This window comes from Pantoea eucrina, from assembly GCF_001691555.1.
Lineage (GTDB): Bacteria > Pseudomonadota > Gammaproteobacteria > Enterobacterales > Enterobacteriaceae > Pantoea > Pantoea borealis.
In genome coordinates, this window is sequence record NZ_MAYN01000007.1 from 418887 (window position 1) to 438299 (window position 19413).

Here is a 19413-nt window from a genome sequence, read left to right on the forward strand (position 1 = left end):
CACCCTGCGTAATACAAGAATTACCTCAATGCATCCATAGCTCAGCTGGATAGAGTACTCGGCTACGAACCGAGCGGTCGGAGGTTCGAATCCTCCTGGATGCACCATTCTTTGTATCATTTCAGGCTTGTTGCAGTCAGTCCATCGTAAGAAATACCTCAATGCATCCATAGCTCAGCTGGATAGAGTACTCGGCTACGAACCGAGCGGTCGGAGGTTCGAATCCTCCTGGATGCACCATTCTTCATACCCTCTCAGTTTTATCAGCGTCGCTTGTTAGCAGGCTACGTCTCAATGCATCCATAGCTCAGCTGGATAGAGTACTCGGCTACGAACCGAGCGGTCGGAGGTTCGAATCCTCCTGGATGCACCATTCTCTGTTTCTGTTTCCGTATGCTTCAGTGAGTCTGTGACAGACAGCTTTAGTACCGTGTTATATCCCTTAAATCTCTCCGGCAGTACCAGCAGCTTTTGCGATAAGCCGATCTCAATTCAGTGATTTTTCCACTGTCAGAGTTCACAGGCGTTAATAAGAATGCTGACTCTCTTTTGTACGCTGATATGAAAAATGCTGCATTTACCGCCATTTATCCCCGGTTTTAGTCCCTGACCTTTTTCTGAAAACGAAAATTGCTAATGCTTTCAAAGCATTTGCGGTTAAGCCTGCCTGGCGACAACCTGAGCGCATTAAGCTAAAGTAATGGCTCATTTTGTCGTACGTGCGATATGCCATTACCGTGAATGATTTCCTGATTTATGGCTCGCTACTGGGCAGCAGCTTTCTGAGCGCCACTCTGCTTCCGGGCAGTTCCGAGGCCGTACTGATAGCGCTGCTGATTGCTCAGAAAGGATCGGTGTATGGCTTACTGCTGGCTGCATCAGTGGGAAACACGCTGGGTGGCCTGACCAACATTTTTCTTGGTCGCCTGATGCCGCAAAACGGGCAGGGGCGATGGCATGACACAGCATTGACGTGGTTACACCGATGGGGCCCTGCGGCATTGATCTTTAGCTGGCTGCCGGTCGCTGGCGATCTGCTTTGCGTTCTCGCAGGCTGGTTGCGCTTCAGCTGGCTGCCTTGCGTGCTGTTTCTCGCTCTCGGTAAAACGCTGCGTTATATCTTTATCGCGATCGCCACAATACAGGGTATGGAGTGGTGGCATTGATTCGCACAGATTCGAGGCTACGGTTAACATTATGCTGAACAAAAATAAATTATTCTCACAGCGGGAGGTTAATGTGATCCCGGACGTATCAAAAGCGCTCTCCTGGCTGGAAGCGCATCCCGACGCGTTAAAGGGTATCGGCCGTGGCATCGAACGCGAAACATTGCGCGTCGGGCCTGATGGTCATCTGGCAACTACCGGCCATCCGGCATCGCTTGGCTCGGCGCTGAAGCATGACTGGATCACCACGGATTTTGCGGAAACGCTGCTGGAGTTCATCACGCCGGTTGATAAAAATATCGATCGTTCGCTTACCTTCCTGCGCGATATCCATCGCCATGTGGCTAAGCAGCTGGGTGAAGAGCGTATGTGGCCCTTCAGTATGCCTGGTCATGTTGACGATACCGATAAAATTGAGCTGGCGCAGTATGGCAGTTCAAACGTGGGCCGGATGAAGACCCTCTACCGGCAGGGATTAAAAAACCGCTACAGCGCGCTGATGCAGATTATCTCTGGCGTGCACTATAACTTCTCACTGCCGCTCTCTTTCTGGCAGGAGTGGGCGGATGTGAAAGATGCTGAGAGCGGTAAAGAGACTATCTCTGCGGGCTATCTGCGCCTGATCCGCAACTATTATCGTTTTGGCTGGGTGATCCCTTATCTGTTTGGCGCCTCCCCGGCGATCAGCTCCTCATTTCTGCAGGGCCGTGAAAGCCAGCTGCCGTTTGAAACCGACGGTAAAGATACGCTGTGGCTGCCGTATGCGACCTCTCTGCGCCTGAGCGACCTGGGCTATACCAATAAGTCGCAAAGTAATCTCGGCATCACCTTTAACTCGCTGGAAGGGTATGTTAACGCGCTGAAAGCCGCGATTAAGACGCCTTCTGAAGAGTATGCTGCCATGGGGGTTAAAGACGCTGAAGGTAACTGGCTGCAGCTCAATACTAACGTGCTGCAGATTGAAAATGAGCTGTATGCGCCTATCCGTCCGAAACGCGTTACCCGTTCCGGTGAAGCCCCTTCTGACGCACTGCTGCGCGGCGGCATTGAATATATTGAAGTTCGCTCACTTGATATCAATCCGTTCTCACCGGTGGGTGTGGACGCTGACCAGGCGCGCTTCCTCGATCTCTTCCTGATTTGGTGTACGCTGGCCGATGCGCCTGAACTGAGCGCCAGCGAGCTGCTCTGCAGCCGTAAAAACTGGAACCGTGTGGTAATGGAAGGACGCAAGCCAGGGCAGGTTATTGGCGTTGGCTGCAGTGACACAGAACATCCGCTGGTTGATGTAGGTAAAGCGCTCTTCGCCGATCTGCGTCGCGTCGCGGAAGTGCTGGATAGCAATGAAGGCAGCACGCAATATCAGCAGGTATGCGATCAACTGGTAGCTTCTTTTGACGATCCTGAGCTAACCTACTCGGCGCGCATTCTTCACGCTATTAAAGAGAACGGCCTGACCGGAGCCGGTGTCGCGCTGGCGGAGCAATACCGACAGATGCTCTGCGCAGAGCCGCTGGAAATTCTGACCGAAGCGGATTTCACTCAGCAGGCGCAGGAGTCTGTTGCTGCACAGCAGGCGCTGGAAGCGAGTGATAGCACAAGTTTTGAAGATTATCTGGCAGGTCGGGAAGGCTGAAAAAGAAAATGGCCACATCACTGTGGCCAAAATTAACATCTCTGTTGTCAGGGATGATGATAACAAATGCGCGTCTTTCATATATTCAGACGCAGAACGACGAGAAAAGTTTCATCGTTCAGAAAAAAATTTTTAAACAGGAGGTGACGTATGCCACTACTGGACAGTTTTACCGTTGATCACACCATCATGGCCGCGCCGGCAGTACGCGTGGCAAAGACCATGAAAACGCCGCATGGCGATACGATCACCGTTTTCGATCTGCGTTTTTGCCGGCCAAATATCGACATTCTGACCGAGCGCGGGATCCATACGCTGGAGCATCTGTTTGCCGGTTTTATGCGCGATCACCTCAACGGTGACGGTGTGGAAATCGTGGACATCTCTCCAATGGGATGCCGTACCGGCTTCTACATGAGCCTGATTGGCACGCCAGATGAGCAGCGCGTGGCGCAGGCGTGGAAAGGGGCGATGGAAGATGTTCTGAAAGTGAAAGATCAGAATCAGATCCCGGAGCTTAATGAGTATCAGTGTGGCAGCTATAAGCTGCACTCTCTGGATGAAGCGCAGCAGATTGCGCGTAATGTTCTGTCACATGAGATTGGCGTTAATCGTAACGACGATCTGAAGCTGCCAGCGGAAAAGCTGAAAGAACTGCATATCTGATTAGGTCTTTCTGTAAAAACGCCGCATAGTCTGCGGCGTTTTTTATATCACGAACCCACTGAGCTTTTCAGCGGCTGCTGCGGTGTAACCCGCACCTGCTTCACCATGTTGTCCTGCACATCAAGAATATCGATGTCATAGCTGCCGACCTGTACCCGCGTTTCGGTCTGCGGGATCTCCTCCAGCACCTCGAGCAGCATGCCATTAATGGTGCGCGCTTCCTCTTCCGGCAGCGTCCAGTTGAACGCCTTATTGATTTCGCGCACGTTAGCACTGCCTTCAATCAGCACCGAGCCATCATTCTGCGGCATCACCTCTTCAGCCAGAGAAGGGGACATCGAAGTGGTAAAGTCGCCGACTATCTCTTCCAGAATATCTTCGATGGTGATAAGACCCTTGATATCGCCATACTCATCCACCACCAGACCCGCTTTTTTCTTATTACGCTGGAATTTAACCAGCTGCACATTCAGCGGTGTACCCTCCGGAACATAGTAGATCTCATCTGCCGCGCGCAGCAGGCGTTCCTTATTGAATTCTTTTTTCTCTGTCATCATGCGCCAGGCTTCGCGCACGCGCAGCATGCCTACGGTATCGTCAAGGGAGTCACGAAACAGCACAATACGGCCATGCGGTGAGTTACTCAGCTGGCGCTCAATCGATTTCCAGTCGTCATTGATATTGATGCCAACAATTTCATTGCGCGGCACCATGATGTCATCCACGCTGACTTTTTCCAGATCGAGCACGGACAGCAGCATATCCTGATTACGGCGAGACATCAGCGAGCGCGATTCGTAGACAATGGTACGCAGCTCCTCTTTGCTTAACGCGGAGCTTACGGAGCCTTCTGCTTTGATCCCCACCATACGCATCAGCATGCGCGTAATGGTATTGAGCAGCCAGACCAGCGGCAGCATCACATACTGCAGCGGGGCCAGCAAAACGCTGCTGGGATAGGCCACTTTTTCAGGGTAGAGCGCCGCGATGGTTTTAGGCAGAACTTCGGCAAAAACCAGAACAACGAAGGTCAGCACGCCAGTGGCGATAGCGACGCCGGCATCACCATACAGGCGCATCCCTACAATCGTGCCCAGCGCGGAGGCGAGAATATTGACCAGGTTATTGCCGATTAAAACCAGGCTAATCAGGCGATCTGGCCGGCGCAGCAGTTTCTCAACGCGTCGCGCTGCACGGTTACCGCTTTTGGCTTTGTGCCGCAGCTTGTAGCGGTTGAGCGTCATCATGCCGGTCTCAGATCCGGAGAAGTACGCTGAGACCAGCACCATGATGACAAGGATGATGATCATCGTGGTGGTTGAAACATGTTCCAACGAGAAATTCCTTAATGGGAAGTGAGAAGATGCTGCAGTACGCGACTGCCGAAGTAGGCCATGGTCAGCAGCAGCGCACCGCCGCAGTTAAACCACACCACGCGCCGTCCGCGCCACCCTTCACGGTAGTGCCCCCAGAGCAGCACGATATAGACAAACCACGCGAGAATAGAGAGCACTGCCTTATCAATATTTTCTGCACTGAACAGGTTATCCATGAAGAAAAGCCCGGTGCAGAGCACCAGCGTCAGCAGCACCACGCCAATCTGCGTGATATGAAACATTTTGCGCTCAATGCTTAATAGCGGCGGCATGTCCTGCGTGAAAGCGAGTTTTTTATTTTTCAGCTGATAATCTATCCACGCCAGCTGCAGCGCATAGAGCGCGGCAATAATCAGCGTGGCATAAGCAAACAGCGACAGACCGATATGCACCATCATGCCCGGCGTGGTCTCCAGATGCGTAATAAAGGCATTCGGAACAAACGTGGCAAAAGCCAGGTTAATTAACGCAAAGCTATACACTACCGGCAGCAGCAGCCAGCCACGGTTGCGTGAAGCGACAATAGTCATGATGGCGCAAATCAGCAGGCTTACCAGCGATCCAATATTAAGTAAGCTGAGATTCTGCCCGCTATCAATAGCAAATATCCGCTGCTGCAGCGCGACAGCGTGCGCAATCAGCGCAACGCAGGCTGAGAGAACAGCAAATCGCCGCCAGCCGCTGTTACGTTTCAGTAAGCTGGGGATGATAAGGGCAAGACTGAGGGAGTAGGCGAACAGCGCCACGATCGCGAAAACGAACATAGATCCTTTCTGAGAATGATGAGATAAGGAAAAAAGCAGTATAGCGTCAGCGGCAGTATGCTCCAAACGATCTCACGGTCAATTGCAGAGATCGCTGAGGCTTCGTGTTATAATCCGGCGCATTGTGTCGCTCAGGCGGCCTCGCTACGGTATTAAGTGAGAGAGCATGTTTGATAATTTAACCGATCGTTTGTCGCAAACCCTGCGCAACATCAGCGGCCGCGGAAGGCTGACCGAAGAGAACATCAAAGATACCCTGCGCGAAGTGCGCATGGCGCTGCTGGAGGCGGACGTTGCGCTGCCGGTGGTACGTGAATTTATTAACCGCGTAAAAGAAGCAGCGGTCGGACACGACGTCAATAAAAGCCTGACGCCGGGTCAGGAGTTTATCAAGATTGTCCGCAACGAACTGATTGCGGCCATGGGTGCTGAAAATAACACCCTGAACCTCAATGCTCAGCCGCCAGCCGTGGTGCTGATGGCGGGTCTGCAGGGTGCCGGTAAAACCACCAGCGTGGGTAAACTCGGTAAATTTTTGCGCGAAAAGCACAAGAAAAAGGTGCTGGTGGTCTCGGCTGACGTTTATCGCCCGGCGGCGATTAAACAGCTGGAGACGCTGGCGCAGCAGGTGGGCGTGGATTTCTGTCCCTCCGATCTCAGCCAGAAGCCGGTCGATATCGTTAAGCATGCGCTGAAAGAGGCGAAGCTGAAGTTCTACGACGTGCTGCTGGTCGATACCGCAGGTCGTCTGCACGTAGACGAAGCGATGATGGACGAAATCAAACAGGTGCACGCCGCGATTAATCCGGTGGAAACGCTGTTTGTTGTCGATGCCATGACCGGTCAGGATGCCGCGAACACGGCGAAAGCCTTTAATGAAGCGCTGCCGCTGACCGGGGTGATCCTGACCAAGGTTGATGGTGATGCACGCGGCGGTGCCGCGCTCTCGATTCGTCACATCACCGGTAAACCGATCAAGTTTATGGGGATGGGTGAAAAAACCGAGGCGCTGGAAGCATTTTATCCCGACCGTATCGCTTCGCGCATTCTGGGCATGGGCGATGTCCTGTCGCTGATTGAAGATATTGAGAGCAAGGTTGACCGCGATCAGGCGGAAAAGCTGGCGAAAAAGCTGAAAACCGGTGACGGTTTCGATCTCAATGACTTCCTTGAGCAGCTCAAGCAGATGCGCAATATGGGCGGCATGGCCAGCCTGATGGGTAAACTGCCGGGAATGGGGCAGCTACCGGATAACGTCAAATCGCAAATGGACGACAAGGTGCTGGTGCGTATGGAAGCCATCATCAACTCCATGACGCGCAAAGAGCGTGAAAAGCCTGAAATCATCAAGGGCTCGCGTAAGCGTCGCATCGCAACTGGCGCCGGCATGCAGGTGCAGGATGTCAATCGGCTGCTGAAGCAGTTCGATGATATGCAGCGCATGATGAAAAAGATGAAGAAAGGCGGCATGGCCAAAATGATGCGTGGCATGAAGGGTATGATGCCGCCAGGGTTCCCGAGCCGTTAAGAGATCACTACACAGCCAGAAAAGTATGCTACTGCGGTTGCTTTTTGCGCCAAAATGAGTAAAATTTTCGGGCTTTTTATATTGCACCCGGACCCCGTTCCTCGATGGGGTCCGGTTGTTTTATTAACTAAAGAGGATGTTATGGTAACAATTCGTTTGGCACGTCACGGCGCGAAAAAGCGTCCGTTCTACCAGGTCGTCGTCACTGACAGCCGCAATGCACGCAACGGTCGCTTCATTGAGCGCGTTGGTTTCTTCAACCCGATCGCATCTGGTCAGGCTGAAGGTCTGCGTCTGGACCTGGACCGTATTGAGCACTGGGTTGGCCAGGGCGCAACGCTTTCCGATCGCGTTAACGCGCTGATCAAAGAAGCAAAAAAAGCAGCTTAATCTGTCACGGTGGTGAGCATGACCAGTAAACCTGCCGCACAGCCTCCTGTTAATCCCATCGTTTTGGGTAAAATGGGTGCCGCTTACGGAATTCGGGGCTGGCTCAAAGTGTTTTCCTCCACTGAAGACGCTGAAAGCATCTTCGACTATCAACCCTGGTTTATCCAGCGCGCCGGTAAATGGCAGCAGGTAGAACTGGAAGGTTGGAAGCACCACAATCAGGACCTGATTATCAAAGTCAACGGCATTGACGATCGGGACGCGGCGGCGCAGTTGACCAATTGTGAAATCACGGTTGACTCCACGCAGCTGCCTGCGCTGGGAGAGGGTGATTACTACTGGAAAGACCTTATGGGTTGCAAAGTAGTGAACCTCGACGGCTATGAGATGGGCAAAGTCATTGATTTGATGGAAACCGGCTCAAACGACGTACTCGTCGTTAAGGCGAACCTGAAAGATGCATTCGGTGTACAGGAGCGGTTAATACCGTTTCTCGATGAACAGGTTATCAAGAAAGTCGATCTCGCTACTGGCACTATTGAAGTAGACTGGGATCCTGGTTTTTGATCTCCGGACAATCCGGTAACGTAACGGCGAACGCGATGTGGATTGGTGTTATCAGCCTGTTTCCAGAGATGTTTCGCGCTATTACCGAGTACGGGGTAACTGGCCGGGCAGTTAAAAATGGCCTGCTCAACATTGAGAGCTGGAGTCCTCGTAACTTCACGCACGACCGGCACCGTACCGTGGACGATCGTCCTTACGGCGGCGGACCGGGAATGTTGATGATGGTGCAACCCTTACGGGATGCGATCCACGCAGCGAAAGCAGCGGCGGGAGAAGGTGCTAAGGTGATTTATCTGTCACCTCAGGGACGCAAACTTGACCAACAGGGCGTTTGCGAACTGGCGACTAACCAGAAGCTGATTCTGGTTTGTGGTCGCTACGAAGGTATTGATGAGCGCGTGATCCATACAGAGATTGACGAAGAGTGGTCAATCGGCGATTACGTTCTCAGTGGTGGTGAGCTGCCAGCCATGACGCTGATTGACTCCGTCGCCCGGTTTATTCCCGGCGTACTGGGCAAGCAGGCGTCCGCCGATGAAGACTCATTTTCGGATGGTTTGCTGGATTGCCCGCACTATACCCGGCCTGAAGTGTTAGAGGGGATGGAAGTACCGTCAGTTCTGCTGTCGGGCAACCATGCCGATATTCGCCGCTGGCGCCTGAAACAGTCGCTAGGCCGTACCTGGCTAAGAAGACCTGAACTTCTGGAAAACCTGGCTCTGACTGAAGAGCAAGCAAGGTTGCTGACTGAGTTCCAGCGGGAACAGCAGCAGCAACAAAACGATGAAGCGGAAGAGTAATCTTCCCTGACTATCAGTTTACCCAGGATATGAGATTTAATTATGAGCAACATTATCAAGCAAATTGAACAAGAACAGCTGAAACAGGATGTACCTTCATTCCGTCCGGGTGATTCCGTGGAAGTGAAAGTATGGGTCGTTGAAGGTTCTAAAAAACGTCTGCAGGCATTCGAGGGCGTGGTTATCGCTATTCGTAACCGCGGTCTGCACTCTGCATTCACTGTTCGCAAAATTTCCAACGGCGAAGGCGTTGAGCGTGTCTTCCAGACTCACTCTCCGGTAATTGACAGCATTACTGTCAAACGTCGTGGTGCTGTGCGTAAAGCCAAACTGTACTACCTGCGTGAGCGCACCGGTAAGTCAGCTCGTATCAAAGAGCGTCTTGGCGCGTAAGCGACATCCTAAAGTTAATAGCAAACAAGGGGTTGGCCACAGGCTGACCCCTTTTTTTATGGGCGTTTTAAGCGATAAACCGCTGCATTGGCTGGCTTGTCCGGCAGCATAATCAGCCCATGCTGCCAGCCTGCAACGAAAAAGATACAGAATGCGCGTGATGTAAATATTAGTTTACGAATAACTGGTTCGGTTTTGGTTGCAATATAAATATAATTACATGATATATATGATATTTATTGGTTATTTAAGCTGAATTAAATATAGGTGGTAAAAATAGTGTACATGCATGGATTGCATGTGATACAGCCTGTGATAAAGTAAGCGTCATCCTCACTGAGGATCCAAACCGCACAGACGAGTAAAAAGGATCGCCATCATGCAGAAAGACGCGCTGAACAACGTACATATCGCTGACGAACAGATTTTGATTACGCCGCAGGAGCTGAAAGCACGCTTTCCTCTGACGGCAGAGCAGGAGGCGCAGATTGCGGCTTCACGTAACACCATTGCAGATATTATTGCCGGACGCGATCCGCGCCTGCTGGTGGTCTGCGGTCCCTGCTCAATCCACGATCCGGAAGCAGCCCTGGTGTACGCCCGTCAGTTGAAAGATCTCTCTGTGCAGCTGAAGGATCAGCTGTATATCGTCATGCGCGTCTATTTTGAGAAACCCCGCACTACCGTAGGCTGGAAGGGGCTGATCAACGATCCTTACATGAACAACTCGTTTGATATGGAAGCCGGGCTGCACATTGCGCGTCAGCTGCTGGTAAATCTGGTTGAAATGGGGCTGCCGCTGGCGACAGAAGCGCTGGATCCCAATAGCCCGCAATACCTCGGCGATCTTTTCAGCTGGTCAGCGATTGGTGCGCGCACAACGGAATCGCAGACGCACCGTGAGATGGCATCAGGCCTCTCTATGCCGGTGGGTTTCAAAAACGGCACCGATGGCAGTCTTGGCACGGCGATTAATGCCATGCGTGCGGCAGCGATGCCACACCGGTTTGTCGGGATTAACCAGGCTGGGCAGGTCTGCCTGCTGCAGACACAGGGCAACCCGGACGGGCACGTTATTCTGCGTGGTGGTAAAGCGCCTAACTACGGCCCGGATGATGTCGCGCAGTGTGAAAAAGAGATGCTGAAAGCAGGACTGCGCCCGGCCTTAATGATAGATTGCAGCCATGGCAATTCTAACAAAGACTATCGTCGTCAGCCTGGGGTAGCCGAATCGGCTATTGCGCAGATTAAAGATGGAAACCGCTCTATTATCGGCCTGATGCTGGAGAGCAATATTCATGAAGGCAATCAGCCTTCAGAGCAGCCGCGCAGCGAAATGAAATATGGTGTTTCGGTAACCGATGCCTGTATTGACTGGAACACCACCGAAACGCTGCTGCGCACTATCCATCAGGATCTGCAGGGAGTGCTGCCGGCGCGTCTGTCACACGAGGTATAAAGAGTCATGGTGGCTGAACTGACCGCATTACGCGATCAAATTGATGAAGTCGATCAGGCGCTGCTTGGGCTGCTGGCAAAACGACTGGAGCTGGTGGCCCAGGTTGGCGAAGTAAAAAGCCGTTATGGCCTGCCGATTTATGTACCCGAGCGTGAAGCAAGTATGCTGGCGTCGCGCCGGCAGGAAGCGGAAGCGCTCGGCGTTTCTCCCGATCTGATTGAAGATGTACTGCGTCGCCTGATGCGGGAATCCTATACGCATGAAAATGACAAAGGGTTTAAAACGCTCTGTCCTTCACTGCGTCCGGTAGTGATCGTCGGTGGCAGCGGCAAGATGGGGCGTCTGTTTGAAAAGATGCTGACGCTGTCCGGTTATCAGGTGCGTATTCTGGACAAGCAGGACTGGGATCGCGCCGATCAACTCCTGCAGGATGCGGGCATGGTGATCATCAGTGTACCAATCCATCTCACTGAGAAGATCATTGCCGATCTGCCTGCGTTGCCGGACGATTGCATTCTGGTGGATCTTGCATCGGTGAAAAACAGGCCGCTACAGGCCATGCTTGCCGCGCACACCGGGCCGGTACTGGGCCTGCATCCGATGTTTGGGCCTGACAGCGGCAGTCTGGCAAAACAGGTGGTAGTCTGGTGTGACGGTCGGCAACCGGAAGCGTATCAGTGGTTTCTGGAACAGATTCAGGTCTGGGGCGCACGGCTGCACTGCATCAGTGCCACAGAACACGATCAGAACATGGCTTTTATTCAGGCGCTGCGCCATTTTACGACCTTCGCTTATGGTCTGCACCTGGCCGAAGAGAATGTTAATCTGGATCAGCTGCTGGCGCTCTCTTCGCCTATCTACCGGCTGGAGCTGGCCATGGTGGGGCGGCTGTTTGCGCAGGATCCGCAGCTCTATGCCGATATCATTATGTCTTCAGAAAGTAACCTGGCGCTGATAAAGCGTTACCACCAGCGGTTTGGTGAAGCTATCTCGCTGCTGGAGCAGAGCAATAAGCAGGCGTTTATCAGCAGCTTTGAACGCGTGGAACAGTGGTTTGGCGATCACGCTCAGCGTTTTCTGGTTGAGAGCCGCAGCCTGTTACGCTCGGCTAACGATAGCCGGCAATAAAAAAAGGGCACCTTTAGCGGTGCCCTTTCTGCTTATATACGGGGTTCAACCGGAACTACATTTTCACCGGGATAGCAGCCCAGCACTTTCAGCGAGCGGGTCAGCTCGCGCAATTCTTCCAGCGCCAGCTGCATATTTTCCGACTGCAGATTGCCCTGAACATCAATATAAAACATCTCTTCCCACGGGTTACCGTTAATCGGGCGATTCTCCAGCCGGCTCATAATCAGGTTATGTTTGCGCAGTACCAGCAGCGCCTCCACCAGCGCACCTGCCTGCTGCCCGGTGGCCATGATCAGCGTGGTTTTAGCAGGCACCTGCATTGAAACATCAACCGGCTTGCGCGCCAGTACGATAAAACGCGTGTGGTTCTGCTGCTGATTTGCCAGGTTTCGCTCAAGCACCTGCAGGCCATAGAGTTCACCGCCTGCTTCGCTGCCCAGAGCCGCAACGTCAGGTGAATTAAGGGCGGCGACTTTCTCCATGGCTGCAGCAGTGCTTTCGGTATACTCAATTTTCCACTGCGGGAAACGGTTGATAAACTGACTGCACTGCTGAAAAGGCTGGGAATGGCTGTAGACCGTTTTTATCTGTTTAAGCGTGGTCGTCTCTTTTACCAGTACACAATGCTCGATGGGGATCGTTAGTTCGCCAATGATAGAGAGCGACGTCTGCTGCAGCAGATCATAAACATCGTTGATGGAGCCGGAGCTGGTATTTTCAATCGGCATGACCGCATAGTCAGCCTGGCCAGCCTCAACCTGCTGGATAATATCCTGAAATTTCAGATAGCCGTTTTCAACATATGAAGCAAAATGGCGTGACGCATATTTACGGGCGGCCAGATGCGAATAAGATCCCTTAGGTCCCAGAAAGGCGATGCGGGGAGCCAGCGCGTGCGGGTGGTTCAGGTTTTTCTGCAGCAGCGCCTGCTGCGTCAGCACCGAATCTTCAATAATCAGCTGAAACAGACGGGTAATGTAGTGGGCGTCGAGCTGCTGCTCTTTACCGAGGGAAATCAGAGTTTCCAGCAGGGCACGCTCCCGCTCAATATCGCGGATAGGCCGCAGCGTAGTCAGTTTCGCCTGAGCAACTTCGATTGCCAGCGACCGTCGCTCAGCCAGTAACGCAAGTAATTTGCTGTCAACCGCGCTGATTTTGTCGCGCAGCGCGAGCAGTGGATTATCGATACTCATTAGGCTCACCTGTAAATACAGTTAAAAAAAAAGCCTCCCGCTGGGGGAGGCTTTGTCATTCGTCTTCGCATTCATTTTCGCATGACGACACGCCTCCCGTTCAGGGGAAGGTAAAAAAGAATGCGAAGAAAAATGGCTGATGTTTCATGTCTGATTCCGGCAGGAAAGTGTTCTGAGAGTAATCGTACTGCTTAAAAGCTGTCAATAAAAAACGCGCCAGCTGGCGCGTTTTTTATAACTACAGCGTTTATCCTGCCGGAATAAAATCTTTAACACTGCTGGCAGCGCGGCGTGCTTCAGGCTTGTGCTGAGCTTTATTTAGCTGGCGCCCCAGTTTCTCAATCAAATCATTGATGGCGGTATACATATCACCATGTCTGGCACTGGCAACCAGAGTACCGTTAGGCGTATTAATCGTGGCATCTGCCGCAAACTCTTTAGGCTCTTTTGACAACACGATGTGTGGGTTAATGAGGTGGACTTGCCGCTTTTCCAACTTAGCGAGACGGTCTTCGACATGGCTGCGGATGGCCGGAGTGATTTCCATTTGTTTACTGGTAATGTTCAGAATCATAGTTAAACCTCTCTGTCATTTCCGTCTGGGTAGAATCAGCATACCGCGCCCCACAGGAATTTATGTGATCTTGATCACATAGGAAGGTCACTTTTTGTCAACGCAGAGGATTTGCGAGAAAGACCGGAGATTATTCAAAAAATGCTTGAAGACAGCAGAACAGCAGGGCAGGATTGACAGGTTAACTGCAACGCAGATGCCCTTTGCAGGCATAAAAAAAGCAGCCAGCTGGCTGCTTTTTAAGCACGTTACCAACCGGTTTTTTAACTGTTATTGGCCGCGATAATTTTCGCCACTTTGTCAGCTTCGGCCGTTAACTGCAGCTGGCGATAAGCATTCTCCATCAGCGGCAGCGCATCACGTGTTGCCTGCGTATCCTGATAATCGCGCATCATGCCTTCCACACGATTAACAACAGCGACATAGGCCCCGCGCTTGGTATAGAATTGCGCCACCGAAAGTTCATATTTCGCCAGACGATCTTTCAGATAGGTCAGGCGTTTCTGAGCATCCGCCGCATACTGGCTGTTTGGGTAGCTACGCAGCAGCTGGGAGAAGTCACGGAAGGCGTCGCGCGCATGGTTGGGATCGCGATCGGAGCGATCGATACCAAAGAAGCCCTGCAGAGCGGAGTCATCCAGAGCCATATCCGTCAGGCCTTTCATATAGATGACGTAATCGATATTCGGATGAGTAGGGTTCAGACGCATGAAGCGCGAGATAGCAGCCTGCGCCAGCGGAAGATCGGCATTTTTGTAATACGCGTAGATTAAATCCAGCTGCACCTGCTGCGAGTAAGGACCAAACGGATAACGATTATCCAGCGCTTCCAGTTGCTTAATTGCCGCTTTGAAGTTACCGTCCTGCAGCTTTTGCTGAGCTGTGGCATAAATTTCAGACGGCGGGCTGTCCGGAACCGGATCAGATGAGCCTGAGCAGCCCACCAGGGCCAGGCTCAATGTGGCGGCAGCCACCAGATGTTTCATACGCGTCATGACGAAATGATTATCCTCAAAATGTTATGGCGGAAGCTGTCCGTATAGCTCCCGGTAATGACCAGTACGATAGCACATTATATTAAACGGCATCGCCGTAAAACCCAACGTTAACGAAGAAGCTGTATATGGCACAACAAGTTCAACTCACCGCAACGGTGTCCGAAGCACAGCTTGGACAACGTTTAGATCAGACTTTGGCAGAATTGTTCCCTGATTATTCACGCTCCCGCATAAAAGAGTGGATCCTCGATCGCCGCGTCAGCGTCAACGGCACTATCATCGATAAACCGAAAGAGAAAGTTCTGGGCGGTGAGCAGGTGGCTATTGATGCTGAGATTGAAGAGGAACAGCGCTGGGAAGCGCAGAACATTCCTCTGAATATCGTTTATGAAGATGACCACATTCTGGTTATCAATAAACCCCGCGACCTGGTGGTACACCCGGGCGCAGGTAATCCTGACGGTACCATTCTGAACGCGCTGCTCTACCATTTTCCGGCGATTGCTGATGTACCGCGCGCCGGTATCGTTCATCGCCTGGATAAAGACACCACCGGCCTGATGGTCGTGGCAAAAACAGTTCCGGCACAAACGCATCTGGTGGAAACGCTGCAGATGCGTGAAATCACGCGCGAATATGAAGCGGTTGCTATCGGTACGATGACAGCGGGTGGCACCGTTGATGAGCCGATGGCGCGTCACTCTACCAAGCGTACCCACATGGCCGTCCATCCTATGGGGAAACCGGCAACCACGCACTACCGCATCATGGAGCATTTCCGGGCCCATACGCGCCTGCGTCTGCGTCTGGAAACCGGGCGTACGCATCAGATTCGTGTCCACATGGCGCATATCAACCATCCGCTGGTAGGCGATCCGCTCTATGGTGGCCGTCCGCGCCCGCCAAAAGGCGCCTCAGACGCGTTCATTAATACGCTGCGTGGATTTGATCGTCAGGCACTGCACGCGACGATGCTGCGTCTTTATCATCCGATAACCGGCATTGAAATGGAGTGGCATGCACCGTTGCCGCAGGACATGGTTGATCTGATTGACGCTTTAAAAGCGGATACCGAAGAGTTCCGCGATCGCATGGACTGGCTATGAGTGAGTGGATCATCCCGGACTGGCCTGCGCCGCAGCGTGTCCGGGCCTGCTCCACTACCCGGCAGGGCGGTCATAGCGTGGCGCCCTGGGATTCGCTCAACCCCGCGGCCCACGTTGGGGATACGCCTGCGCACGTAATGCATAATCGCCAGCACATCGCAGAAACATTAGCGCTTTCTGCAATGCCGCAGTGGCTGAATCAGGTACATGGCAATGCGGTAGTACGTTTGCCTGCCGCCTCTGTGCTGCCACAGGCTGACGCAGCCATCACCCGGGAGTCCGGCGTGGTATGCGCCATTATGACAGCTGACTGCCTGCCGGTGCTGTTTTGCAGTAAAGATGGCAGTGAAGTCGCAGCAGCTCATGCGGGCTGGCGCGGCCTCTGTAACGGCGTGCTGGAACAGACGCTGGCACAGTTCCACTGCCCGGCCAGCGAGGTATATGCCTGGCTGGGCCCGGCGATCGGACCCAATGCGTTTGAGGTAGGGGCGGAAGTACGCCAGGCTTTTATGGCCCACGATGCCTGTGCTGAAGCAGCATTTCGTCCGGCGGGCGGGAAGTATTTTGCGGACCTCTGGCTACTGGCCGAGCAGCGTCTGGTTAACGCCGGCGTAACCTCTGTCAGTGGTTCACGACGCTGCACCTTCACTGAAGAACACGATTTTTTCTCCTTTCGTCGTGACGGCGTGACCGGGCGTATGGCAACCCTGATCTGGCTAAGATAACTTTACCCCCTGAGACGATCAGGTAAGCCTGTTTTTTGCTCACAATATCAGGTCAGAAACCTTGAAAATTTGAGGCCTGACCTCATTTTAATCTCCAGTAGCATTTTGACCTGTAACGGGAGGAATTATGCGTCTGGATCGTCTTACCAACAAATTCCAGCTAGCCCTTGCTGATGCCCAGTCCCTGGCTCTGGGACAGGATAACCAGTTTATTGAACCGCTTCATGTGATGAGCGCTCTGCTCAATCAGGAAGGGGGATCGGTGCGTCCGCTGCTCAGCGCAGCAGGTGCCGATGTCGCCACTCTGCGTACCAGTATTGAACAGGCAATCAATCGTCTGCCCCAGGTAGAAGGCACCGGGGGCGACGTGCAGCCCTCAGCCGATCTGGTGCGAATGCTGAACCTGTGTGACAAGCTGGCACAAAAGCGCGGCGATAACTTTATCTCATCTGAATTATTTGTTCTGGCGGCGCTGGATTCACGCGGTTCGCTGGCGGATCTGCTCAAAGCTGCCGGCGTGGCGTCTGACAAACTCGCGAACGCTATTGAACAATTGCGTGGAGGCGAAAACGTGAATGACCAGGGAGCTGAAGATCAGCGCCAGGCACTGAAGAAATATACTATCGATCTCACCGAGCGCGCCGAGCGAGGCAAGCTGGATCCGGTAATTGGCCGTGATGAAGAGATCCGCCGCACCATTCAGGTGCTGCAGCGCCGTACCAAAAACAACCCGGTATTGATTGGTGAACCTGGCGTGGGTAAAACCGCGATTGTTGAAGGTCTGGCTCAGCGTATTATCAACGGTGAAGTGCCTGAAGGGCTGAAAGGTCGTCGCGTGCTGGCGCTGGATATGGGTGCGCTGGTGGCCGGAGCCAAATATCGTGGTGAATTTGAAGAGCGCCTGAAAGGGGTGCTGAACGATCTCGCGAAGCAGGAAGGCAACGTCATTCTGTTTATCGATGAGCTGCACACTATGGTAGGCGCAGGCAAAGCCGATGGTGCGATGGACGCAGGAAACATGCTGAAGCCGGCTCTGGCGCGTGGCGAGCTGCACTGCGTTGGCGCAACCACGCTGGATGAGTACCGGCAGTATATAGAAAAAGATGCTGCCCTGGAGCGCCGCTTCCAGAAGGTATTTGTCGCGGAGCCCAGCGTCGAAGATACCATTGCTATTCTGCGCGGCCTGAAAGAACGCTATGAGCTGCATCACCATGTGCAGATCACCGATCCGGCTATCGTGGCAGCAGCAACATTGTCACACCGCTATATCGCCGATCGTCAGCTGCCGGATAAAGCAATTGACCTGATAGATGAAGCTGCATCCAGCATTCGTCTGCAGATCGATTCCAAACCTGAGCCGCTCGATCGTCTGGAGCGCCGCATTATCCAGCTGAAGCTGGAGCAGCAGGCGCTGAAAAAAGAGTCTGATGATGCCAGTGTCAAACGTCTGGAGATGCTGGAAACAGAACTGAATCAGAAAGAGCGCGAATATGCGGAACTGGAAGAAGAGTGGAAAGCTGAAAAAGCATCACTTACCGGTACGCAAAACATTAAAGCGGAGCTGGAGCAGGCTCGACTGACGCTGGAGCAGGCGCGACGTGTTGGCGACCTGGCACAAATGTCCGAGCTGCAGTATGGCAAAATTCCGGCGCTGGAAAAGCAGCTGGCAAGCGCTACTCAGGCTGAAGGCAAGATCATGAAATTGTTACGCAACCGCGTAACTGACGTTGAAATTGCCGACGTACTGGCGCGCTGGACCGGTATCCCGGTAGCACGCATGATGGAGGGCGAGCGTGACAAATTGCTGCGTATGGAGCAGGAGCTGCATGCGCGGGTTATCGGCCAGAATGAAGCGGTGGAGGCGGTTTCTAATGCCATCCGTCGCAGCCGGGCAGGCTTGTCCGATCCAAACCGTCCGATTGGCTCATTCCTCTTCCTCGGTCCAACCGGGGTAGGTAAAACCGAGCTGTGCAAAGCGCTGGCAAACTTCCTGTTTGACAGTGACGATGCGATGGTGCGAATCGATATGTCTGAGTTTATGGAAAAACATTCGGTTTCGCGGCTGGTGGGCGCACCTCCGGGATATGTCGGATATGAAGAGGGCGGTTATCTTACTGAAGCAGTACGCCGTCGGCCTTACTCCGTGATTTTACTGGATGAAGTAGAGAAAGCGCATCCGGATGTGTTTAACATCCTGCTGCAGGTGCTGGATGATGGTCGACTGACTGATGGTCAGGGGCGTACCGTGGATTTCCGCAATTCGGTGGTGATTATGACATCGAACCTGGGGTCGGATTTAATACAGGAGCGTTTTGGCGCACTTGACTATCCAGCCATGAAAGAGACGGTAATGACAGTAGTCGGACACCACTTCCGTCCTGAGTTCATCAACCGTATAGATGAAGTTGTGGTGTTTCATCCACTGGGAGAGCAGCACATTGCCTCTATTGCGCAGATTCAGCTGCAGCGTCTTTATCAGCGGCTGGACGATCGCGGCTATCAGCTGCACATCTCTGAAGCAGCACTGAAGCTGCTTGGTGAAAATGGCTACGATCCGGTTTACGGTGCACGTCCGCTCAAACGGGCTATCCAGCAGCATATAGAGAACCCGCTGGCGCAGAAGATACTTTCCGGTGCATTTGTGCCAGGAAAAGTTATCGAAATGGATGTAAGCGAAGGCGAAATTGTCGCTCATCAGTAAGTGTTACGCATAAAAACGGGCCTGCGGGCCCGTTTTTTGTTGCTTAAATAAGCGTTCAAGCTGTTTTTTACAACGCTTTGCCTGGAAAGTGAGCGCTTAAGCAAAAAAGTTAAAATTAGCACTTGTCACCCGCCGAGAACTCCCTATAATGCGCCACCACTGAGACGGCAAAGCGGCAACGCAGACGGGCTCAGCAGGGCGTGAAGTGATTCACCCCGCCGGAGAAAAACGCTGAAAAAA

At 52.9% G+C, this 19413-nt stretch carries 19 protein-coding genes, 3 tRNA genes and 1 other annotated feature; of the genes, 16 read left to right on the top strand and 6 right to left on the bottom strand.

The genetic code is table 11. The features are described 5' to 3' along the window. Nucleotides 1–30: 30 nt before the first annotated feature. From BBA90_RS05945 to luxS, 6 genes are all read left to right on the top strand, one after another. A tRNA-Arg gene (locus BBA90_RS05945) sits at nt 31–107 on the top strand. Nucleotides 108–163: 56 nt separating this feature from the next. Beyond that, nucleotides 164–240 (top strand) — tRNA-Arg (locus BBA90_RS05950). Nucleotides 241–296: 56 nt separating this feature from the next. Next, nucleotides 297–373 (top strand) — tRNA-Arg (locus tag BBA90_RS05955). Between the two features lie 364 nt (nt 374–737). Further along, entirely contained in the window at nt 738–1166 is a 429-nt protein-coding gene (locus BBA90_RS05960) for a YqaA family protein (protein WP_065648343.1), read from the top strand. Nucleotides 1167–1197: 31 nt separating this feature from the next. Continuing rightward, nucleotides 1198–2802, top strand: a complete 1605-nt coding sequence (gene gshA / locus BBA90_RS05965) for a glutamate--cysteine ligase (RefSeq protein WP_065648344.1) — start codon at nt 1198–1200, stop codon at nt 2800–2802. Between the two features lie 150 nt (nt 2803–2952). Further along, nucleotides 2953–3468 carry an S-ribosylhomocysteine lyase gene (gene luxS / locus BBA90_RS05970; protein ID WP_065648345.1) on the top strand — a complete coding sequence of 172 codons (516 nt, stop codon included), beginning with the start codon at nt 2953–2955 and terminating at the stop codon, nt 3466–3468. A 47-nt stretch (nt 3469–3515) separates the two neighbouring features. On the opposite strand, the gene BBA90_RS05975 is transcribed toward luxS, so the two are convergent. Then, nucleotides 3516–4802: an HlyC/CorC family transporter gene (locus BBA90_RS05975; protein WP_065648346.1), complete on the bottom strand. Its 1287-nt coding sequence runs from the start codon at nt 4800–4802 to the stop codon at nt 3516–3518. An 11-nt stretch (nt 4803–4813) separates the two neighbouring features. Further along, nucleotides 4814–5608, bottom strand: a complete 795-nt coding sequence (locus BBA90_RS05980) for a cytochrome C assembly family protein (RefSeq protein ID WP_039379815.1) — start codon at nt 5606–5608, stop codon at nt 4814–4816. Between the two features lie 166 nt (nt 5609–5774). Here BBA90_RS05980 and ffh point away from each other — a divergent pair, with 166 nt between their 5' ends. The 7 genes from ffh (at nt 5775) to tyrA (ending at nt 11873) form a co-directional block, all read left to right on the top strand. After that, the gene (gene ffh, locus BBA90_RS05985; protein ID WP_065648347.1) at nt 5775–7136 is read left to right on the top strand and encodes a signal recognition particle protein; all 1362 of its coding nucleotides are present in this window, start codon (nt 5775–5777) and stop codon (nt 7134–7136) included. A gap of 141 nt (nt 7137–7277) precedes the next feature. Then, nucleotides 7278–7526, top strand: a complete 249-nt coding sequence (gene rpsP, locus BBA90_RS05990) for a 30S ribosomal protein S16 (RefSeq protein WP_007893313.1) — start codon at nt 7278–7280, stop codon at nt 7524–7526. Nucleotides 7527–7544: 18 nt separating this feature from the next. Further along, nucleotides 7545–8093, top strand: coding sequence for a ribosome maturation factor RimM (rimM, locus tag BBA90_RS05995; protein ID WP_039379809.1), 549 nt, complete (start codon nt 7545–7547; stop codon nt 8091–8093). Nucleotides 8094–8128: 35 nt separating this feature from the next. Beyond that, entirely contained in the window at nt 8129–8893 is a 765-nt protein-coding gene (trmD, locus tag BBA90_RS06000) for a tRNA (guanosine(37)-N1)-methyltransferase TrmD (RefSeq protein WP_065648348.1), read from the top strand. 42 nt (nt 8894–8935) lie between these two features. Further along, complete coding sequence (gene rplS / locus BBA90_RS06005; protein WP_039379805.1) at nt 8936–9286, top strand: 50S ribosomal protein L19; 351 nt, start codon at nt 8936–8938, stop codon at nt 9284–9286. Between the two features lie 379 nt (nt 9287–9665). Then, the gene (locus BBA90_RS06010; RefSeq protein WP_065648349.1) at nt 9666–10745 is read left to right on the top strand and encodes a 3-deoxy-7-phosphoheptulonate synthase; all 1080 of its coding nucleotides are present in this window, start codon (nt 9666–9668) and stop codon (nt 10743–10745) included. A gap of 6 nt (nt 10746–10751) precedes the next feature. After that, the gene (gene tyrA / locus BBA90_RS06015; RefSeq protein WP_065648350.1) at nt 10752–11873 is read left to right on the top strand and encodes a bifunctional chorismate mutase/prephenate dehydrogenase; all 1122 of its coding nucleotides are present in this window, start codon (nt 10752–10754) and stop codon (nt 11871–11873) included. Nucleotides 11874–11905: 32 nt separating this feature from the next. On the opposite strand, the gene pheA is transcribed toward tyrA, so the two are convergent. The 4 genes from pheA to bamD all read right to left on the bottom strand — a co-directional run bounded on the left by pheA (nt 11906) and on the right by bamD (nt 14638). Continuing rightward, nucleotides 11906–13069, bottom strand: a complete 1164-nt coding sequence (pheA, locus tag BBA90_RS06020) for a bifunctional chorismate mutase/prephenate dehydratase (RefSeq protein WP_065648351.1) — start codon at nt 13067–13069, stop codon at nt 11906–11908. Between the two features lie 23 nt (nt 13070–13092). Further along, nucleotides 13093–13218, bottom strand: a sequence feature (Phe leader region). Further along, entirely contained in the window at nt 13170–13217 is a 48-nt protein-coding gene (gene pheL / locus BBA90_RS19060) for a pheA operon leader peptide PheL (RefSeq protein WP_104085515.1), read from the bottom strand. Its footprint overlaps the feature before it by 48 nt. 98 nt (nt 13219–13316) lie before the next feature. Next, nucleotides 13317–13643 (bottom strand): ribosome-associated translation inhibitor RaiA, encoded by a 327-nt coding sequence (gene raiA, locus BBA90_RS06025; protein WP_065648352.1) that lies wholly within the window; start codon nt 13641–13643, stop codon nt 13317–13319. A 263-nt stretch (nt 13644–13906) separates the two neighbouring features. Further along, nucleotides 13907–14638 carry an outer membrane protein assembly factor BamD gene (gene bamD, locus BBA90_RS06030; RefSeq protein WP_065648353.1) on the bottom strand — a complete coding sequence of 244 codons (732 nt, stop codon included), beginning with the start codon at nt 14636–14638 and terminating at the stop codon, nt 13907–13909. Between the two features lie 128 nt (nt 14639–14766). Here bamD and rluD point away from each other — a divergent pair, with 128 nt between their 5' ends. From rluD to clpB, 3 genes are all read left to right on the top strand, one after another. Beyond that, a complete protein-coding gene (gene rluD, locus BBA90_RS06035) occupies nt 14767–15747 on the top strand; it encodes a 23S rRNA pseudouridine(1911/1915/1917) synthase RluD (protein WP_065648354.1) in 981 nt (326 codons plus the stop codon). Continuing rightward, nucleotides 15744–16472, top strand: coding sequence for a purine nucleoside phosphorylase YfiH (yfiH, locus tag BBA90_RS06040; protein WP_065648355.1), 729 nt, complete (start codon nt 15744–15746; stop codon nt 16470–16472). Before rluD ends, yfiH begins: the two co-directional genes overlap by 4 nt. Before the next feature lie 127 nt (nt 16473–16599). Continuing rightward, nucleotides 16600–19173: an ATP-dependent chaperone ClpB gene (clpB, locus tag BBA90_RS06045; RefSeq protein ID WP_065648356.1), complete on the top strand. Its 2574-nt coding sequence runs from the start codon at nt 16600–16602 to the stop codon at nt 19171–19173. Nucleotides 19174–19413 lie beyond the last annotated feature (240 nt).

Coding starts and splice junctions, on each gene's coding strand:
- bamD (WP_065648353.1), bottom strand. CDS start 14,638: ATGACGCGTATGAAACATCTGGTGGCTGCCGCCACATTGAGCCTGGCC.
- clpB (WP_065648356.1), top strand. CDS start 16,600: ATGCGTCTGGATCGTCTTACCAACAAATTCCAGCTAGCCCTTGCTGAT.
- luxS (WP_065648345.1), top strand. CDS start 2,953: ATGCCACTACTGGACAGTTTTACCGTTGATCACACCATCATGGCCGCG.
- trmD (WP_065648348.1), top strand. CDS start 8,129: ATGTGGATTGGTGTTATCAGCCTGTTTCCAGAGATGTTTCGCGCTATT.
- rplS (WP_039379805.1), top strand. CDS start 8,936: ATGAGCAACATTATCAAGCAAATTGAACAAGAACAGCTGAAACAGGAT.
- BBA90_RS06010 (WP_065648349.1), top strand. CDS start 9,666: ATGCAGAAAGACGCGCTGAACAACGTACATATCGCTGACGAACAGATT.
- yfiH (WP_065648355.1), top strand. CDS start 15,744: ATGAGTGAGTGGATCATCCCGGACTGGCCTGCGCCGCAGCGTGTCCGG.
- ffh (WP_065648347.1), top strand. CDS start 5,775: ATGTTTGATAATTTAACCGATCGTTTGTCGCAAACCCTGCGCAACATC.
- gshA (WP_065648344.1), top strand. CDS start 1,198: ATGCTGAACAAAAATAAATTATTCTCACAGCGGGAGGTTAATGTGATC.
- rpsP (WP_007893313.1), top strand. CDS start 7,278: ATGGTAACAATTCGTTTGGCACGTCACGGCGCGAAAAAGCGTCCGTTC.
- pheA (WP_065648351.1), bottom strand. CDS start 13,069: ATGAGTATCGATAATCCACTGCTCGCGCTGCGCGACAAAATCAGCGCG.
- rimM (WP_039379809.1), top strand. CDS start 7,545: ATGACCAGTAAACCTGCCGCACAGCCTCCTGTTAATCCCATCGTTTTG.
- tyrA (WP_065648350.1), top strand. CDS start 10,752: ATGGTGGCTGAACTGACCGCATTACGCGATCAAATTGATGAAGTCGAT.
- BBA90_RS05980 (WP_039379815.1), bottom strand. CDS start 5,608: ATGTTCGTTTTCGCGATCGTGGCGCTGTTCGCCTACTCCCTCAGTCTT.
- rluD (WP_065648354.1), top strand. CDS start 14,767: ATGGCACAACAAGTTCAACTCACCGCAACGGTGTCCGAAGCACAGCTT.
- raiA (WP_065648352.1), bottom strand. CDS start 13,643: ATGATTCTGAACATTACCAGTAAACAAATGGAAATCACTCCGGCCATC.